This is a genomic window from Dermacoccus sp. MPR-E5 (genome assembly GCF_058809565.1).
In genome coordinates, this window is the sequence record NZ_JBXASS010000022.1 from 1 (window position 1) to 12,796 (window position 12,796).

Sequence of the window (12,796 nt, forward strand, 5' to 3'; positions counted from 1 at the left end):
GCCCCATCGCCGCCACAACACCCGAAATCACCCAACTCAACCCCACGTGACTCCAATCAGGTTGACAGCTTCCGGTGACCGGAAATCGCAGATGTGGACGAAGATCGCGAATGTGGCCAGGAATCGCAGATGGTCACGGCATGCGGGTGGGGGAGGCGGGGTCGTTGGCGGCGTTGCCCTCTGTCACGTTCGGGGCCGTCTCCTTCTGGAACCACACGACGGGCAGCACACAGATCGCGACGACGGCGATCATCGCGCCGGGCGCGGGCGCCCAACCCGTCGAGTCGATGAGCTTCTGCCCGACGAGCGGCGCGAACCCGCCGAAGATGGCGGTCGCCGTCGTGAATCCGAGCGCCATGCCCGACATGCGGGCCTTCGACTTGAACTGCTCCGCGATGGCCGACGCGGCCACGGCGCTCCACCCGCCCGCGACGGCGGCGAGCACGAGGGCGCCCGCGAGCGCCGCGCCCGTCGAGCCGTTCGCCATGAGCTGGAACATCGTCAGCGACGTCACGGCCGCGAGCACCCCGAAGATGAGCAGGATGGGACGGCGGCCGAACCGGTCGGCGGCGAGGCCCGCCAGCGGCGTCACGAGGATGACGGCGATCGCCGCCGCGGTACCGAGCCACAGGGCGTCGGACTCGCTGAACTTGCCTGCGGACTGCAGGAACGTCGGCGCGTAGCCGATGCCGACGTAGTACGTGATCGACCCGAGCGCGGAGATGGCGAAACCACGCCACACCGCGGCGGGCTCGGTCTTGAGCACCTCGACGAGCGGGTTCTTCGACTTGTCCGCTTCGGGTTCCTCCTCGAACACGGGCGACTCCTCCATGCGTGAGCGCATGAACAGGGTTGTCGCAGCCATAGCCGCGCCGATGAAGAACGGCACGCGCCAGCCCCAGGAATCGAGGTCGTCACCGATGAAGTACGACGTCGTCAGCGCCGAGAGGCCGACCGCCAGGAGGCCGCCGATCTCGCTCGCCGCGGAGGCCAGCGACGTGACGAAGCCGCGGCGGTGCGGTTCGGAGCCCTCGACGAGGTACGTCATGACGCCCGAGTACTCGCCGCCGACGCTGAACGCCATGAGGGCACGCAGGGCGATCATCAGGTAACCCGCCATGGGCCCGATGGAGGCGTACGTCGGCAGGCAGGCCGTCGCGAGCATTGCGAACGTCATGAGGGCCATGGAGATGAGAAGGACGGGCTTGCGCCCGATGCGGTCGCCGACATGGCCGAAGAACGCGGCGCCGACGGGGCGCATCAGGTAGGTGCCGGCGAAGACCAGCAGCGTCCATGCGGTACCGCTCGTGCCGCCGCCGAAGAAGACGCGCGAGATGACCGTCGTCAGGTACAGTACAGCGTGAAGTCGTACCACTCGATGACGGTCGACGACCCCGCGACGGCGAGCGACGTCTTGCTCAGCGGGCGATGGGCGTCGAGGGCGCGTGGCGCGTCGACGGGGATGGCTGCCATGGGAGCTCCCTTGTGCTGGAGGCGTCCTCGGCTCGGGTGGTGGGTGGTGCATCGAGCGTCATGGTGCGAGGGGCGGGCGCCAGGGGCGAATAGGTGACCTCCAGCCAAGCACGATGATGCGACGAATGCCACGCCCGTGACAGTGACATGTGAAGGTTCGCAACCTTTGCGCGTAGACTGGATGCTTCGTGCAGGTGGCCGACTCGCCCCTGCGCCTCCCCTCGAATCGGAGCGCCCCGCGCTCGTCGTGCGCCCGGCGCGCGGCAGCGCCGAACCGGGCAGCACACGTCGTCGAACGACGCCCTCCGATCTCGGGAACGCGTGGCGCATGAGAGTCGGACGATCGTCGAGATGCGAGATCGCCTGCGACGCGCGGATTCACCGCGCGGGCTCTCACCATCGATCGTTCGTCTTTCCATGCAACCTCTCCAGGAGTCATCTGTGCCCTCGTTCTCCGATCTCGGCGTGCCCGCCGTCCTCGTCAAGACCCTCGACAAGCTCGGCATCGACACGCCGACACCCATCCAGGCCGCGACGCTGCCCGACTCGCTCAAGGGCCGCGACGTCCTCGGCCGCGGCCGTACCGGCTCGGGCAAGACGTTCGCGTTCCTGCTGCCGCTCGTCGCCCGTCTCGACGAGACGCGCTACGAGATCGACGCCTACCGCCCGCGCTCGCTCGTCCTCGCGCCGACGCGCGAGCTCGCCAACCAGATCGCCGACTCGCTCAAGCCGCTGGCCGCGGCGGCCGGGCTGTCGTACACGACCGTCTTCGGCGGCGTCGGGCAGAACCCGCAGGTCAAGGCCCTCAAGGCGGGCGTCGACGTCCTCATCGCGTGCCCCGGGCGTCTGGAAGACCTCATGGGCCAGGGCTTCTGCGACCTGTCCGACGTCGAGGTCTGCATCCTCGACGAGGCCGACCACATGGCCGACATGGGCTTCCTGCCCGGCGTCAAGCGCATCCTGACGAAGGTGCCGCGCGAGGCGCAGCACCTGCTGTTCTCCGCGACGCTCGACGGTGGCATCGACGTGCTCGTCAAGAAGTTCCTGTCGAACCCGGTGACGCACCAGGCCGATTCGGCGCAGTCGCCCGTCGCGACGATGGAGCACCACGTCTTCGCCGTCGACTCCGACTCGCGCATCGACGTGCTCACCGACCTCGTCTCCGCACCCGGACGCACGGTCGTGTTCACCCGCACCAAGCACGGCGCGAAGAAGCTCGCGAAGCAGCTCGCCGGCCGCGGCATTCCCGCCGTCGACCTGCACGGCAACCTGTCGCAGAACGCTCGCGTGCGCAACCTCGACGCGTTCCACTCGGGCGCCGTCGAGACGCTCGTCGCGACCGACATCGCCGCGCGCGGCATCCACGTCGACGACGTCTCACTCGTCGTCCACGCCGACCCGCCCACCGAGCACAAGGCCTACCTGCACCGCTCGGGCCGCACCGCTCGCGCCGGCGCCGCGGGCACCGTCATCACCCTCATGACGCCGGATCAGCGCGGCGACGTGAAGTCGCTGCTGCGCATGGCGAAGATCAACGCGACGACGACGAACGTCACCGCCTCGCACCCGCTGCTCGAGAAGCTCGCGCCCGGTGAGCGTCGCACGATGAGCGCCGACGAGGTCGCCGCAGCACTGCCCACCGCACCCGTGCAGGAGCCCTCGCGCAAGAAGGCTCCGAAGGACGGCGGCGAGCAGCGTCAGGGCGGACGTGGCCAGGGCGGACGCTCCGGTGGCCGAGGCGCTCAGAGCGGCGGCCGCGGCGGTCAGGACGGCGCCGGCCGTGACAACCAGGGCAGCGGACGCTCCGGCGGCGCTGCGACCGGTGGTCGCGACGGCAACCGGGCGGGCGGGCGTCCTTCCGGTGGCTCGGGTTCACGGAGCCAGGGTGGCTCGCGTGGTGGTTCGGGTGCGCGTGGCCAGGGTGGCTCGGGCGCGGCAGGACGCTCCGGCGGCGCTCGTCGCAGCGGCGGTGCAGCCCGGTTCTCATCGAACTCGCGCGCCGGGCGCTGACCCTCCCGCGATTCCCGTCCACATCGGCAAAAGCGCCCAACGGGTACGGGCGTCGATCACAACCCTGCGGCGTCGAGGGTCTCGGCCATGATGCGCTGACCGTCCTCGACGGCACGTCGCTGCACGTCCTGAGCGCGGCCGACGACGGAGATGCGCGCGACGTCGGCGGGCGGCGCCACCTGCGTCACCCGGTCGTCGTGCGACATGAGGTGCTCGAGCTCCTGCTTGCGCAGGTTGCGGCGCGTCCAGGCCGCGCTCGCGCCGGGCGCGTGACGGGACATCCACCGCGCGACGAGTCGCTTCTCGACCGCCTTGTCGGGGCTCAGATCCAGCGACGGCGCCTTGGTGCGCAGCACGAGCACGTGCGTCGCGCCCTGGGCGAGTGCTGTCTCGACGGGGATGTTCTCCGCGATCCCGCCGTCGATGAAACGTCGCCCGTCGATCTCGACGGGTGCGCCGCCGAGAACCGGCAGCCGCGCCGTGGCGCGCAGTGCGTCCTGCAGGCTCGCCTTGTCGTGGATCAACGGCGCCAGGTCGACCGCGTCGCCACTCGCCGCGTCGGTGGCGATGGGGTGGTACTCGACATCGCTCGCGAGGATCTCCTCGAACCCCATCGGCGTGACGTTCTCGTACAGGTCGTAGACGATGACGTCGGTGTCGACGACGGGTTTGCGACGCAGCGCGTTCGACGGGCGGATCGTCGCATTCATGCTCTCCGGCGCCCACCAGCCGTGCAGATTCGCCCGGGCGCGGCCACAGATCAGCCAGGCGCCGTTGAGAGCTCCGGCCGACGCGCCGTAGACCGCATCGACGGTCGTGAGCAGGTCGCGAGCCTCAAGTTCGGCCACCATGCCGCCGCCGTAGGCCGCGCGGGAACTGCCGCCTTCGAGGACGATGGCGACGCGCGCGTCGTCGTCACGCCGCAGGGGCTGGCTCGAGGTGTCGCGCCGGTGGCGCATGACGTCGAGGACGGTCTTCACGGTTCCCCATCCTGACGCGCGTCGGCCCCACGGGCCAAACGCGAGGGTGCAACCTCCCCGCCCGCCCCAGGCCACCAACGCGGCCCGCTGACCAGAGGTAAGCAGGCGCGGGACGACGTGCTTGGATGTGCGGATGGAGTTCACCGCGGCGATGCTCGCCGCCGTCGTCGCGGCGATCCTCGTCGGCGCGGTGCTCCAACGACTGTCGGGTTCGGGCATGGGGCTCGTCCTCGCTCCGACGCTGACGCTCATCATGGGCGCCGCCCATGGCGTCCTGCTCGCGAACGCGACGACGACCGTTTCTGGCCTGCTGCTCACCCTGACGTTGCGACGTGACGTCGACTGGCGGCGCGCCGGTATCATCTGCGCCTGTGTCGTGCCGGGCGCTCTCGTGGGTGCCGTGGTTGTACGCGAGGTCAGTGCGGCCTGGCTGCAGGTCGTCGTCGGAGTGGCGGTGCTCGGCGCGATCGGCTTCACCGTCGGCGCCGATCGCCTCGGCCGTCTACCGCACGTCACGTCCGCGTGGCCGACGCCCGTCGCCGGCGTCATCGGCGGCTTCTTCAATACGCTGTGCGGGGTCTCGGCGCCCGTCCTCGTCATCCACTCCCGGCTGACGCGGTGGGAGCACCGATCGTTCGCCGCGACCCTCCAGCCCATCTTCATGACGATGGGGGCCATCTCGGTCATCGCGAAGACGACGCTCGGGTCGACGGGCTCGACCGAGTTGCCGCCCTGGTGGCTCATGCCGCTCGTCGTCGTGCTCGTGCTCATCGGCGTCCGCATCGGCGAGGGTCTCACGCTTCGCGTGACGACGGCGCAGGCGAAGCGACTCGCGATGGCGCTCGCCGCGCTCGGTGGCGCGTCGGCGCTCGTGCGGGGTCTTCTCACGCTCTGACGCTCACCTGACGGGCATCTGCGACGCGCCGCCGCCTGCCCCCAGGCCGGCGTGGTCGAATGACGCATGAGCACTTTCACTCTCGCCGGTCATCGCGTCGGACGCGTCGGGTACGGCGCCATGCAGCTTCCCGGGCCGGGCGTGTTCGGTCCGCCACGCGATCACGACGAGGCCGTCCGCGTGCTGCGTCGCGTCGTCGAGCTCGGCATCGACCACATCGACACGTCGCAGTTCTACGGCCCGAACGTCTCGAACGAACTGATCAAGGAGGCGCTGCACCCCTACGCCGACGATCTCGTCATCGTCTCCAAGGTCGGCGCCGTGCGGGGCCCGTCGGGTGAGTGGCTGCCGGCGCAGCGCCCCGACCAGCTCGTGGCCGCGGTCCGCGAGAACCTCGTGACGCTCGACGTGGAGCGGCTGCCGGTCGTCAACCTGCGCGTCCTGCCCGTCGACGAGATCGGCGAGGAGAACGCCTGCCCCCTCGAGGAGCAGCTCGGTGCCATGCAGGGCCTGGTCGAGGCGGGGGAGCTCGAGGCGTTCGGCGTCAGCAACGTCTCGACCGAGCAGGCGCGCGTCGCGCTCGACGCGGGCGCCGTGTGCGTGCAGAACGCCTACAACCTCCTCATGCGCGACGACGACGCCACGCTCGAGCTGTGCCGTGAGCGTGGCGTCGCCTACGTGCGTGCCGTTCTTCCCGCTCGGCTCGGCGTTCGAGCACCTGCCGAAGGTCGGCGACGACCGGACGGTGCGGCGCCTGGCCGCCGAACGCGGCGCCACGCCGGCGCAGGTCGGCCTGGCCTGGTTGCTCGCGCGCGCCGAGAACGTTCTGCTCATCCCTGGCACATCGTCGATCGCGCACCTCGAGGAGAACACGGCGGCTCGCGACGTCACCCTCACCGACGATGACCTCATGACGCTGAACGCCCTGCGCTGAGCGGCGCGTGCCGCGCACCGTCGGAGCGGCAGCTGACGTCGATGGGAGCGTTCTTCCGTGCCCTCTCGGACCAGATGCTGCCCTCCGACGTGCGTCAGATGTCGGCGCCGAGCGACTGAGCCAGGCGTCGCACCGGGGCGGCCTCGTCCTTCTTGCCCGCACGCTCGAGCGAGCGGACCAGCAGCACGGCGGCGTCGACGTTCGTCGGGTCGACGTCGAGCAGTTCACGGGCCGCGACGGTGGCCCTCGTCAGCTGCGCCGAGTGGTAGTAGCTGCGGGCGAGCAGTTCGCGAGCATCAGGCGACGCGCCCTCCGGCGTGCCGGTCATGCCCTCGATGAGACGCGCCGCCTCGGTGTACTTGCGCGCGTCGAACAGCTCCTTGGCCGTGCGCAGGGTCTCGTAGGGGTCGCCGCTCGGGTCGGTGATCGTGTGCAGGCCTGACGGGCTGGTCGCCGCGCCGAGCATCTGCTCCATCGTCGGCGTGGCCGCCGGCTCGTGCGCCTTCATCGGCGTGGTGGGCTCGAAGGTCTCGTCGCTCATGGCTGCTCCTGTGCGTCGCGGTGTCCGCGTCAACCATCGCTGCGGCGCCGCTGTTCCCGATCACCTCGCCTCCGAACCGCGCTCCGACGAGTGGTGGCAGCACACCGCGGGGTTCGTCAGTCCGTCGTGCGTGCCGCTTCGGACGTCGACTCGTCCTCCGCGTCCTCCGCGGCGTCGAGGGGTACGGCATCGACGTCGGGGGAGTCGTGCGGGCCGTCGTATCCGGCGAGGGAGCGGCGGCTGCCGCGGGCGACGAGCGCATCGTCGCCGGTGACCATCCCGCGCAGCGTCGTCGCACCGCCACGCAGTCGCGAGAGGAAGCGCACGAGCGAGCGGCGCTCGTCGGGGTTCGTGCGCTGGTCGATCTGTCGATCGCGAGGGTCGTCGTGCGCGGCTTCGGGGTGCTGCATGTGCTCGACGGTCAAGGCGGCCACGGCGCCGGCGTGCGCGTACATGACGGAGTGCGCGGCGCTCGGGATCTCCCAGGCGCGTGCGTGCGGCGTGATGTCGCACAGGTGCCGTGCCCAGGAACGCGGGCTGGTCGCGTCGTGCTGCCCACGCAGGATCAGGGTGTGCGCGCGCACGTGCGGGAGCCGCTCTTCGATCGGGTAGTGCATCATCTTCGGCAGCACCTTGAAGAACCACCACGGCCCGCAGAGCACGTAGGAGATGAGGACGTGCACGGTGATCGCGAAGGGTTCGCGCCCGGCGCACTGCGCGAGGCGCCACGCCTGGCGCGGGATGCTGCTCTCGGCAGAGTTCACGACGGGGCCGATGAGGACGATGGTGCTGAGATCCGAGCGTCGCGCCGCGACCTCGGTGACGACCTGTGAGCCCATGGAATGCCCGACGAGAACCGGGTCGTCCAGGTCGAGCTGGGTGATCGCGGCCTCGACGAGATCCGCGAATCCTTCGATCCCGGGCGCTTGCTTGCCGTGCGGAACGCCGCCGAAGCCGGGAAGGTCGATGGCGTGGACGGTGCCGACCTGATTGAGATCGAGGGCGAGGCGAACGTAATAGTCGGAGGCCACTCCGATGCCGGCGACGAGGACGAAGTCGCGACCGCGGGGGCCGCTGATCGAGGTGACGCGCGCTTGGGAGGGGCCGTGCTGCACGCGCGAGACCGTCACGTTTCCGCTCGTCGCGTGTTGCTCGGGCTCTGTCCGCATCGTCGCTCTCCATCGTCCCGCAGCGCCGGCGAACCCACACGCGCTCGCCCTGTCTATCCCGCGATCCTACCCAGGGGTAGTGGCGGCGTCCGCGCGACGGGCGAGGCTCGTCCAAGGCTGACGAGACGGGGCCCGGAGAAAACTTCTGCGACGGGGAATGAAGTGCGGATCAAACAAGTTGAGTCAAGTAACAGCAACTTTGGTGAGCCGAGGGTTGACACTCACGGCGAAACAGAGTTGAGTCATCATCAGTCAATCTGACGGTGTGGGCCACGCCTGCAGGGCGCGCGCACAGATCGTCGTTTCCTCGAACGAAGGAGATCCCACCATGGGTCGCGCAGTCGGTATTGACCTCGGTACCACCAACTCGGCCGTCGCCGTTCTCGAAGGCAACGAGCCCAAGATCATCGCGAACGCCGAGGGCGGTCGCACCACCCCATCCGTCGTCGCGTTCACGAAGAACGGCGAGATCCTCGTCGGCGAGATCGCGAAGCGTCAGGCGGTCACGAACGTCGATCGCACCATCCGTTCCGTCAAGCGCCACATGGGCACGGACTGGACGACGGAGATCGACGGCAAGAAGTACACGCCGCAGGAGATCTCGGCCCGTATTCTCATGAAGCTCAAGCGTGACTCCGAGGCCTACCTCGGCGAAGAGGTCACGGACGCCGTCATCACGGTTCCCGCCTACTTCGACGACGCCGAGCGTCAGGCCACGAAGGAGGCCGGCGAGATCGCGGGCCTCAACGTCCTGCGCATCGTCAACGAGCCAACCGCCGCGGCCCTCGCCTACGGCCTCGACAAGGGCAAGGAGGACGAGCTCATCCTCGTCTTCGACCTCGGTGGCGGTACGTTCGATGTCTCCCTGCTCGAGGTGGGCAAGGACGCGGAGGACGGCTTCTCCACCATCCAGGTGCGCGCCACCTCCGGTGACAACAAGCTCGGTGGCGACGACTGGGACAACCGCATCGTCGAGCACCTCATCAACAAGGTGAAGAGCGAGTCCGGCGTCGACCTGAGCAAGGACAAGATCGCCATGCAGCGTCTGCGTGACGCCGCGGAGCAGGCGAAGAAGGAGCTGTCGAGCTCGACCTCGACGAACATCTCCCTCCAGTACCTGTCGATGGGCGAGAACGGCCCGATCCACGTCGACGAGACGATCACGCGTGCTCAGTTCGAGCAGATGACGAAAGACCTGCTCGAGCGCTCGAAGAAGCCGTTCGAGAACGTCATCAAGGACGCGGGCGTCAAGATCTCCGACATCGACCACGTCGTCCTCGTCGGTGGCTCGACCCGCATGCCGGCCGTCGTCGAGCTCGTCAAGCAGATGTGCGGTGGCAAGGAGCCGAACAAGGGCGTCAACCCGGACGAGGTCGTCGCCGTCGGCGCCGCGCTGCAGGCCGGTGTGCTCAAGGGTGAGCGCAAGGACGTGCTGCTCATCGACGTCACGCCGCTGAGCCTCGGCATCGAGACGAAGGGTGGGCTTTTCACCAAGCTCATCGAGCGCAACACGGCCATCCCGACGAAGCGCACCGAGGTGTTCTCGACGGCTGAGGACAACCAGCCGTCCGTCGACATCCAGGTGTTCCAGGGTGAGCGCGAGATCGCCAAGGCCAACAAGGCTCTCGGCAACTTCGAGCTCACGGGCATCGCTCCCGCGCCGCGGGGCGTGCCGCAGATCGAGGTCACGTTCGACATCGACGCCAACGGCATCGTGCATGTCTCCGCGAAGGACCGTGGTACGAACAAGGAGCAGTCGATGACGATCTCCGGTGGCTCCGCGCTGCCGAAGGAGGACATCGAGCGCATGGTCCGCGAGGCCGAGGAGCACGCCGCCGAGGACGCGAAGCGTCGCGAGGAGGCCGAGGCCCGCAACACGGGCGAGGCTCTCGTCTACTCGACGGAGAAGTTCCTCGAGGAGAACGGCGACAAGGTGCCCGCTGACGAGAAGTCGGCCACCGAGAGCGCCCTCGCCGAGCTCAAGGAGGCCCTGAAGCCGGATTCGTCCGCGACGCCGGAGGACATCAACGCGAAGGCCACGGCGCTGTCTGAGGCCAGCCAGAAGATGGGCGCCGCGATGTACGCCGCGCAGGCCGAGAACGGCGACGCCGCGGGTGCGGCCGGTGCCGAGGGCGCTGCAGGCGAGCAGAAGCAGGGTGGCGACGACGTCGTCGACGCCGAGGTCGTCGAGGACGACGACGACACCTCCAAGTGAGTGCCTGACCGGGGTGCCACGCGCACCCCGGTCGGCGCCTGACACGAGTACGGCCGGTGGGCTGCCCACGGGGAGCCCACCGGCCGCTTCGCCACCAGGAGGTGGCAGGAAGGAGTCCGTCATGACGGACCAGAACACGAGCGGCGCCACGCCCGACAACGCCGACGGTGCGACGCAGGGCGAGACCGACAACCTGTTCGCCGGCGGTGTGGGTTCCGACCTGCCCGGCGGAGAGCAGCCCGAGAACCTGCAGACGCGTTCCGACGAGGCCGCCACGCAGGACGGCCCCGACGCGACGAGCGCTGACGACGCGGTCGCCGAGCACCCGGACACGAAGCTCGCTGCGGAGCGCCTGTCCGACCTGCAGCGCATCCAGGCCGAGTACGTCAACTACCGCAACCGCGTCGAGCGCGACCGGGCTCGTGAGAAGGAGACGACGATCGGCTCGGTCGTCGAATCCCTCATCCCGGTGCTCGACGACATCGAGCTCGCGCGCCAGCACGGCGACCTCACCGAGGGCCCGATGAGCAAGATCGCCGACAAGATCGAATCGACGCTCAACCGCTTCGGTGTGGCACGCTTCGGCGCGGTCGACGAGGCGTTCGATCCCAGCGTCCACGAGGCGCTCATGCACGTCGAGGCCGAGGCGCCCGAGGGCGTCGACGGAACCTTCGTCGTGCAGGTGCTGCAGCCGGGCTACAAGGTGGGCGAGCGCGTCGTGCGTCCCGCCCGCGTCTCGGTCGCAGGCTGATCGAGCGCGCCGCGGCCGAGCCGAGTCGCTTCGTGCCGCGGGGCAACCTGCTTCGCTGACGTCGCGGGGGGGGCCCCCCCCCCCCCCCCCCCCCGACACACAACTGAAAACCCCATTCGCACGCGCACGCGATGCACGCCCGGTCCGAGGCCGGCGGGCGTGAAACCACGAAGGAGGTGCGCATGGCCAGTCAGGACTGGTTCGAAAAAGACTTTTACGCCACCCTCGGTGTCGCGCAGGACGCGAGCGAGGAGGACATCAAGAAGGCCTACCGCAAGCTGGCCCGCAAGTACCACCCGGACAAGAACCCCGGTGACACCTCCGCCGAGCAGAAGTTCAAGGAGATCGGCGAGGCCAACCAGGTGCTCTCCGATCCGCAGCAGCGTCAGGAGTACGACGCCGTGCGTCAGATGGCGCGAGGCGGCGCCCGCTTCAGCGGCGGTGCCGGCGGCGCCGAGGACGTTTTCTCGTCGATGTTCGGCGGGGGCGGCGGCAGCGGTTACCGCACCTATTCGAGTGGGGCGGGTGGCCAGCAGGGCATCAACCTCGAAGATCTGCTCGCCCAGTTCGGTGGCGCCGGCGGAGGCTTCGGGGGCGGCGGGTTCAGCTCCGGCTTCGGCGGCGGCTCCCGTCAGCGCGCCGCCCAGAGAGGCGAGGACGTCGAGGCGCGCGCGTCGATCACGTTCCGTCAGGCCGTCGAGGGCAGCGAGGTGCGCATCAGCGACGCCGATGGTCAGAGCTTCACCGCGCGCATTCCGGCCGGGGTGAAGGACGGGCAGAAGATCCGGTTGCGCGGCAAGGGCCGTCCCGGCTTCGGCGGTGGCCCGAACGGCGACATGATCCTGCACGTCAGCGTCGGCACCGACCCGGTCTTCGGCCGCGACGGTGACAACCTCACCGTCGAGCTGCCCGTGACGTTCGCCGAGGCCACCCTCGGCGCCACGGTGCAGGTGCCCACCTTCGACGGCAAGAGTGTCAAGGTCCGCGTCGCGCCCGGCACGCCCTCGGGCCGCAGCCTGCGCGTCAAGGGCCGTGGCGTGAAGACGAAGAAGGCGACCGGCGACCTCATCGCGAAGGTTCACGTCGTCGTGCCGAAGGAGCTCACCGACGAGCAGCGTCAGGCCGTCGAGACCCTCGCCGCGGGCGAAGCCGACCCGCGCGAAGAGCTGCTCGCGAAGGCGCGTCGGGCCGCGTCGTGACGCCGTCACGGGTCGAACGGCGGCTCGGCGAGATTGTCGACGACCACAACGGACGCGTCGGTGACGAGCGGCTGCACGGCCTCGACGATCCGGCGAAGCCGGTGTACGTCATCTCCGTCGCCGCCGAACTCGCCGGGATGCACGCCCAGACGCTGCGCCAGTACGACCGTCTGGGGCTCGTCACCCCCGAACGCACGGGTGGCGGCGGTCGCCGCTACTCGATGCGCAACATCGCGCAGCTGCGTCGGGTGCAGGAGCTGTCGTCGGAGGGAGTCTCGCTCGCCGGCATCCAACGCATCATGGAGCTCGAGCACCAGGTCACGGCGCTGCGGGCGCGGATCGAGGAGCTGAGCGAACAGAACGCGCAGTACCGGGACGCACTCGAATCGCGCTCTCACACGCGCGTCTTCGCGGCCGGACGCGACGGCATCGTCGCGCTGCGGCCCGGCGAACGACCGCGCCCGCGCTCGATCGGGCGTTCGCTCGTGCCGTACAGCACCCGCTGAGCCCGAGCTCGTCACGACACACGTCGCACCCTTCAGCGGCGGCGCGACGCAGCGCCACACCGTCGTCGTACGACACCTGCATGGCCGAGGCCCTCATCCCCGACTCGGGATGAGGGCCTCGGC

General features: G+C 69.5%; 12 protein-coding genes and 1 pseudogene. 8 read left to right on the plus strand and 5 right to left on the minus strand.

All coding sequences use genetic code 11. From position 1 onward, the window contains the following. Positions 1 to 133 precede the first annotated feature (133 nt). Positions 134 to 1,375 (minus strand): MFS transporter, encoded by a 1,242-nt coding sequence (locus AC1RS9_RS13315; protein WP_492921826.1) that lies wholly within the window; start codon positions 1,373 to 1,375, stop codon positions 134 to 136. Beyond that, positions 1,345 to 1,473 (minus strand): hypothetical protein, encoded by a 129-nt coding sequence (locus tag AC1RS9_RS13320; protein WP_492921828.1) that lies wholly within the window; start codon positions 1,471 to 1,473, stop codon positions 1,345 to 1,347. The genes AC1RS9_RS13315 and AC1RS9_RS13320 overlap by 31 nt, the downstream gene beginning before the upstream one ends. A gap of 417 nt (positions 1,474 to 1,890) precedes the next feature. Between AC1RS9_RS13320 and AC1RS9_RS13325 the strand changes: the two genes are divergently transcribed. Beyond that, positions 1,891 to 3,483: a DEAD/DEAH box helicase gene (locus AC1RS9_RS13325; protein ID WP_074046461.1), complete on the plus strand. Its 1,593-nt coding sequence runs from the start codon at positions 1,891 to 1,893 to the stop codon at positions 3,481 to 3,483. Between the two features lie 56 nt (positions 3,484 to 3,539). Here the strand turns inward: AC1RS9_RS13325 and AC1RS9_RS13330 are convergent, their stop codons facing one another. Continuing rightward, entirely contained in the window at positions 3,540 to 4,463 is a 924-nt protein-coding gene (locus AC1RS9_RS13330; RefSeq protein WP_083607378.1) for a patatin-like phospholipase family protein, read from the minus strand. Between the two features lie 133 nt (positions 4,464 to 4,596). Between AC1RS9_RS13330 and AC1RS9_RS13335 the strand changes: the two genes are divergently transcribed. From AC1RS9_RS13335 to AC1RS9_RS13345, 3 genes and pseudogenes are all read left to right on the plus strand, one after another. Then, the gene (locus AC1RS9_RS13335) at positions 4,597 to 5,358 is read left to right on the plus strand and encodes a sulfite exporter TauE/SafE family protein (protein WP_074046453.1); all 762 of its coding nucleotides are present in this window, start codon (positions 4,597 to 4,599) and stop codon (positions 5,356 to 5,358) included. Between the two features lie 120 nt (positions 5,359 to 5,478). Continuing rightward, a pseudogene (locus AC1RS9_RS13340) lies at positions 5,479 to 5,985 on the plus strand (aldo/keto reductase); the annotation flags it as partial. Positions 5,986 to 6,103: 118 nt separating this feature from the next. Further along, the gene (locus tag AC1RS9_RS13345; protein WP_449759084.1) at positions 6,104 to 6,292 is read left to right on the plus strand and encodes an aldo/keto reductase; all 189 of its coding nucleotides are present in this window, start codon (positions 6,104 to 6,106) and stop codon (positions 6,290 to 6,292) included. Positions 6,293 to 6,386: 94 nt separating this feature from the next. On the opposite strand, the gene AC1RS9_RS13350 is transcribed toward AC1RS9_RS13345, so the two are convergent. Next, positions 6,387 to 6,833 carry a tetratricopeptide repeat protein gene (locus AC1RS9_RS13350; protein ID WP_216227663.1) on the minus strand — a complete coding sequence of 149 codons (447 nt, stop codon included), beginning with the start codon at positions 6,831 to 6,833 and terminating at the stop codon, positions 6,387 to 6,389. A gap of 116 nt (positions 6,834 to 6,949) precedes the next feature. Further along, on the minus strand, positions 6,950 to 7,963 hold the full coding sequence (locus AC1RS9_RS13355; RefSeq protein ID WP_171969957.1) for an alpha/beta fold hydrolase: 1,014 nt from the start codon (positions 7,961 to 7,963) through the stop codon (positions 6,950 to 6,952). Between the two features lie 367 nt (positions 7,964 to 8,330). On the opposite strand from AC1RS9_RS13355, the gene dnaK reads away from it, so the two are divergent. The 4 genes from dnaK to AC1RS9_RS13375 all read left to right on the plus strand — a co-directional run bounded on the left by dnaK (position 8,331) and on the right by AC1RS9_RS13375 (position 12,673). Next, positions 8,331 to 10,217 (plus strand): molecular chaperone DnaK, encoded by a 1,887-nt coding sequence (gene dnaK, locus AC1RS9_RS13360; protein WP_074046451.1) that lies wholly within the window; start codon positions 8,331 to 8,333, stop codon positions 10,215 to 10,217. A gap of 121 nt (positions 10,218 to 10,338) precedes the next feature. Beyond that, positions 10,339 to 10,968, plus strand: coding sequence for a nucleotide exchange factor GrpE (locus AC1RS9_RS13365; RefSeq protein ID WP_074046450.1), 630 nt, complete (start codon positions 10,339 to 10,341; stop codon positions 10,966 to 10,968). 182 nt (positions 10,969 to 11,150) lie between these two features. After that, the gene (locus AC1RS9_RS13370; RefSeq protein ID WP_074046458.1) at positions 11,151 to 12,167 is read left to right on the plus strand and encodes a DnaJ C-terminal domain-containing protein; all 1,017 of its coding nucleotides are present in this window, start codon (positions 11,151 to 11,153) and stop codon (positions 12,165 to 12,167) included. Further along, positions 12,164 to 12,673: a heat shock protein transcriptional repressor HspR gene (locus tag AC1RS9_RS13375; protein WP_083607377.1), complete on the plus strand. Its 510-nt coding sequence runs from the start codon at positions 12,164 to 12,166 to the stop codon at positions 12,671 to 12,673. The genes AC1RS9_RS13370 and AC1RS9_RS13375 overlap by 4 nt, the downstream gene beginning before the upstream one ends. Positions 12,674 to 12,796: the final 123 nt, after the last annotated feature.

Coding starts and splice junctions, on each gene's coding strand:
- AC1RS9_RS13365 (WP_074046450.1), top strand. CDS start 10,339: ATGACGGACCAGAACACGAGCGGCGCCACGCCCGACAACGCCGACGGT.
- AC1RS9_RS13335 (WP_074046453.1), top strand. CDS start 4,597: ATGGAGTTCACCGCGGCGATGCTCGCCGCCGTCGTCGCGGCGATCCTC.
- AC1RS9_RS13320 (WP_492921828.1), bottom strand. CDS start 1,473: ATGGCAGCCATCCCCGTCGACGCGCCACGCGCCCTCGACGCCCATCGC.
- AC1RS9_RS13350 (WP_216227663.1), bottom strand. CDS start 6,833: ATGAGCGACGAGACCTTCGAGCCCACCACGCCGATGAAGGCGCACGAG.
- AC1RS9_RS13370 (WP_074046458.1), top strand. CDS start 11,151: ATGGCCAGTCAGGACTGGTTCGAAAAAGACTTTTACGCCACCCTCGGT.
- AC1RS9_RS13325 (WP_074046461.1), top strand. CDS start 1,891: ATGCAACCTCTCCAGGAGTCATCTGTGCCCTCGTTCTCCGATCTCGGC.
- dnaK (WP_074046451.1), top strand. CDS start 8,331: ATGGGTCGCGCAGTCGGTATTGACCTCGGTACCACCAACTCGGCCGTC.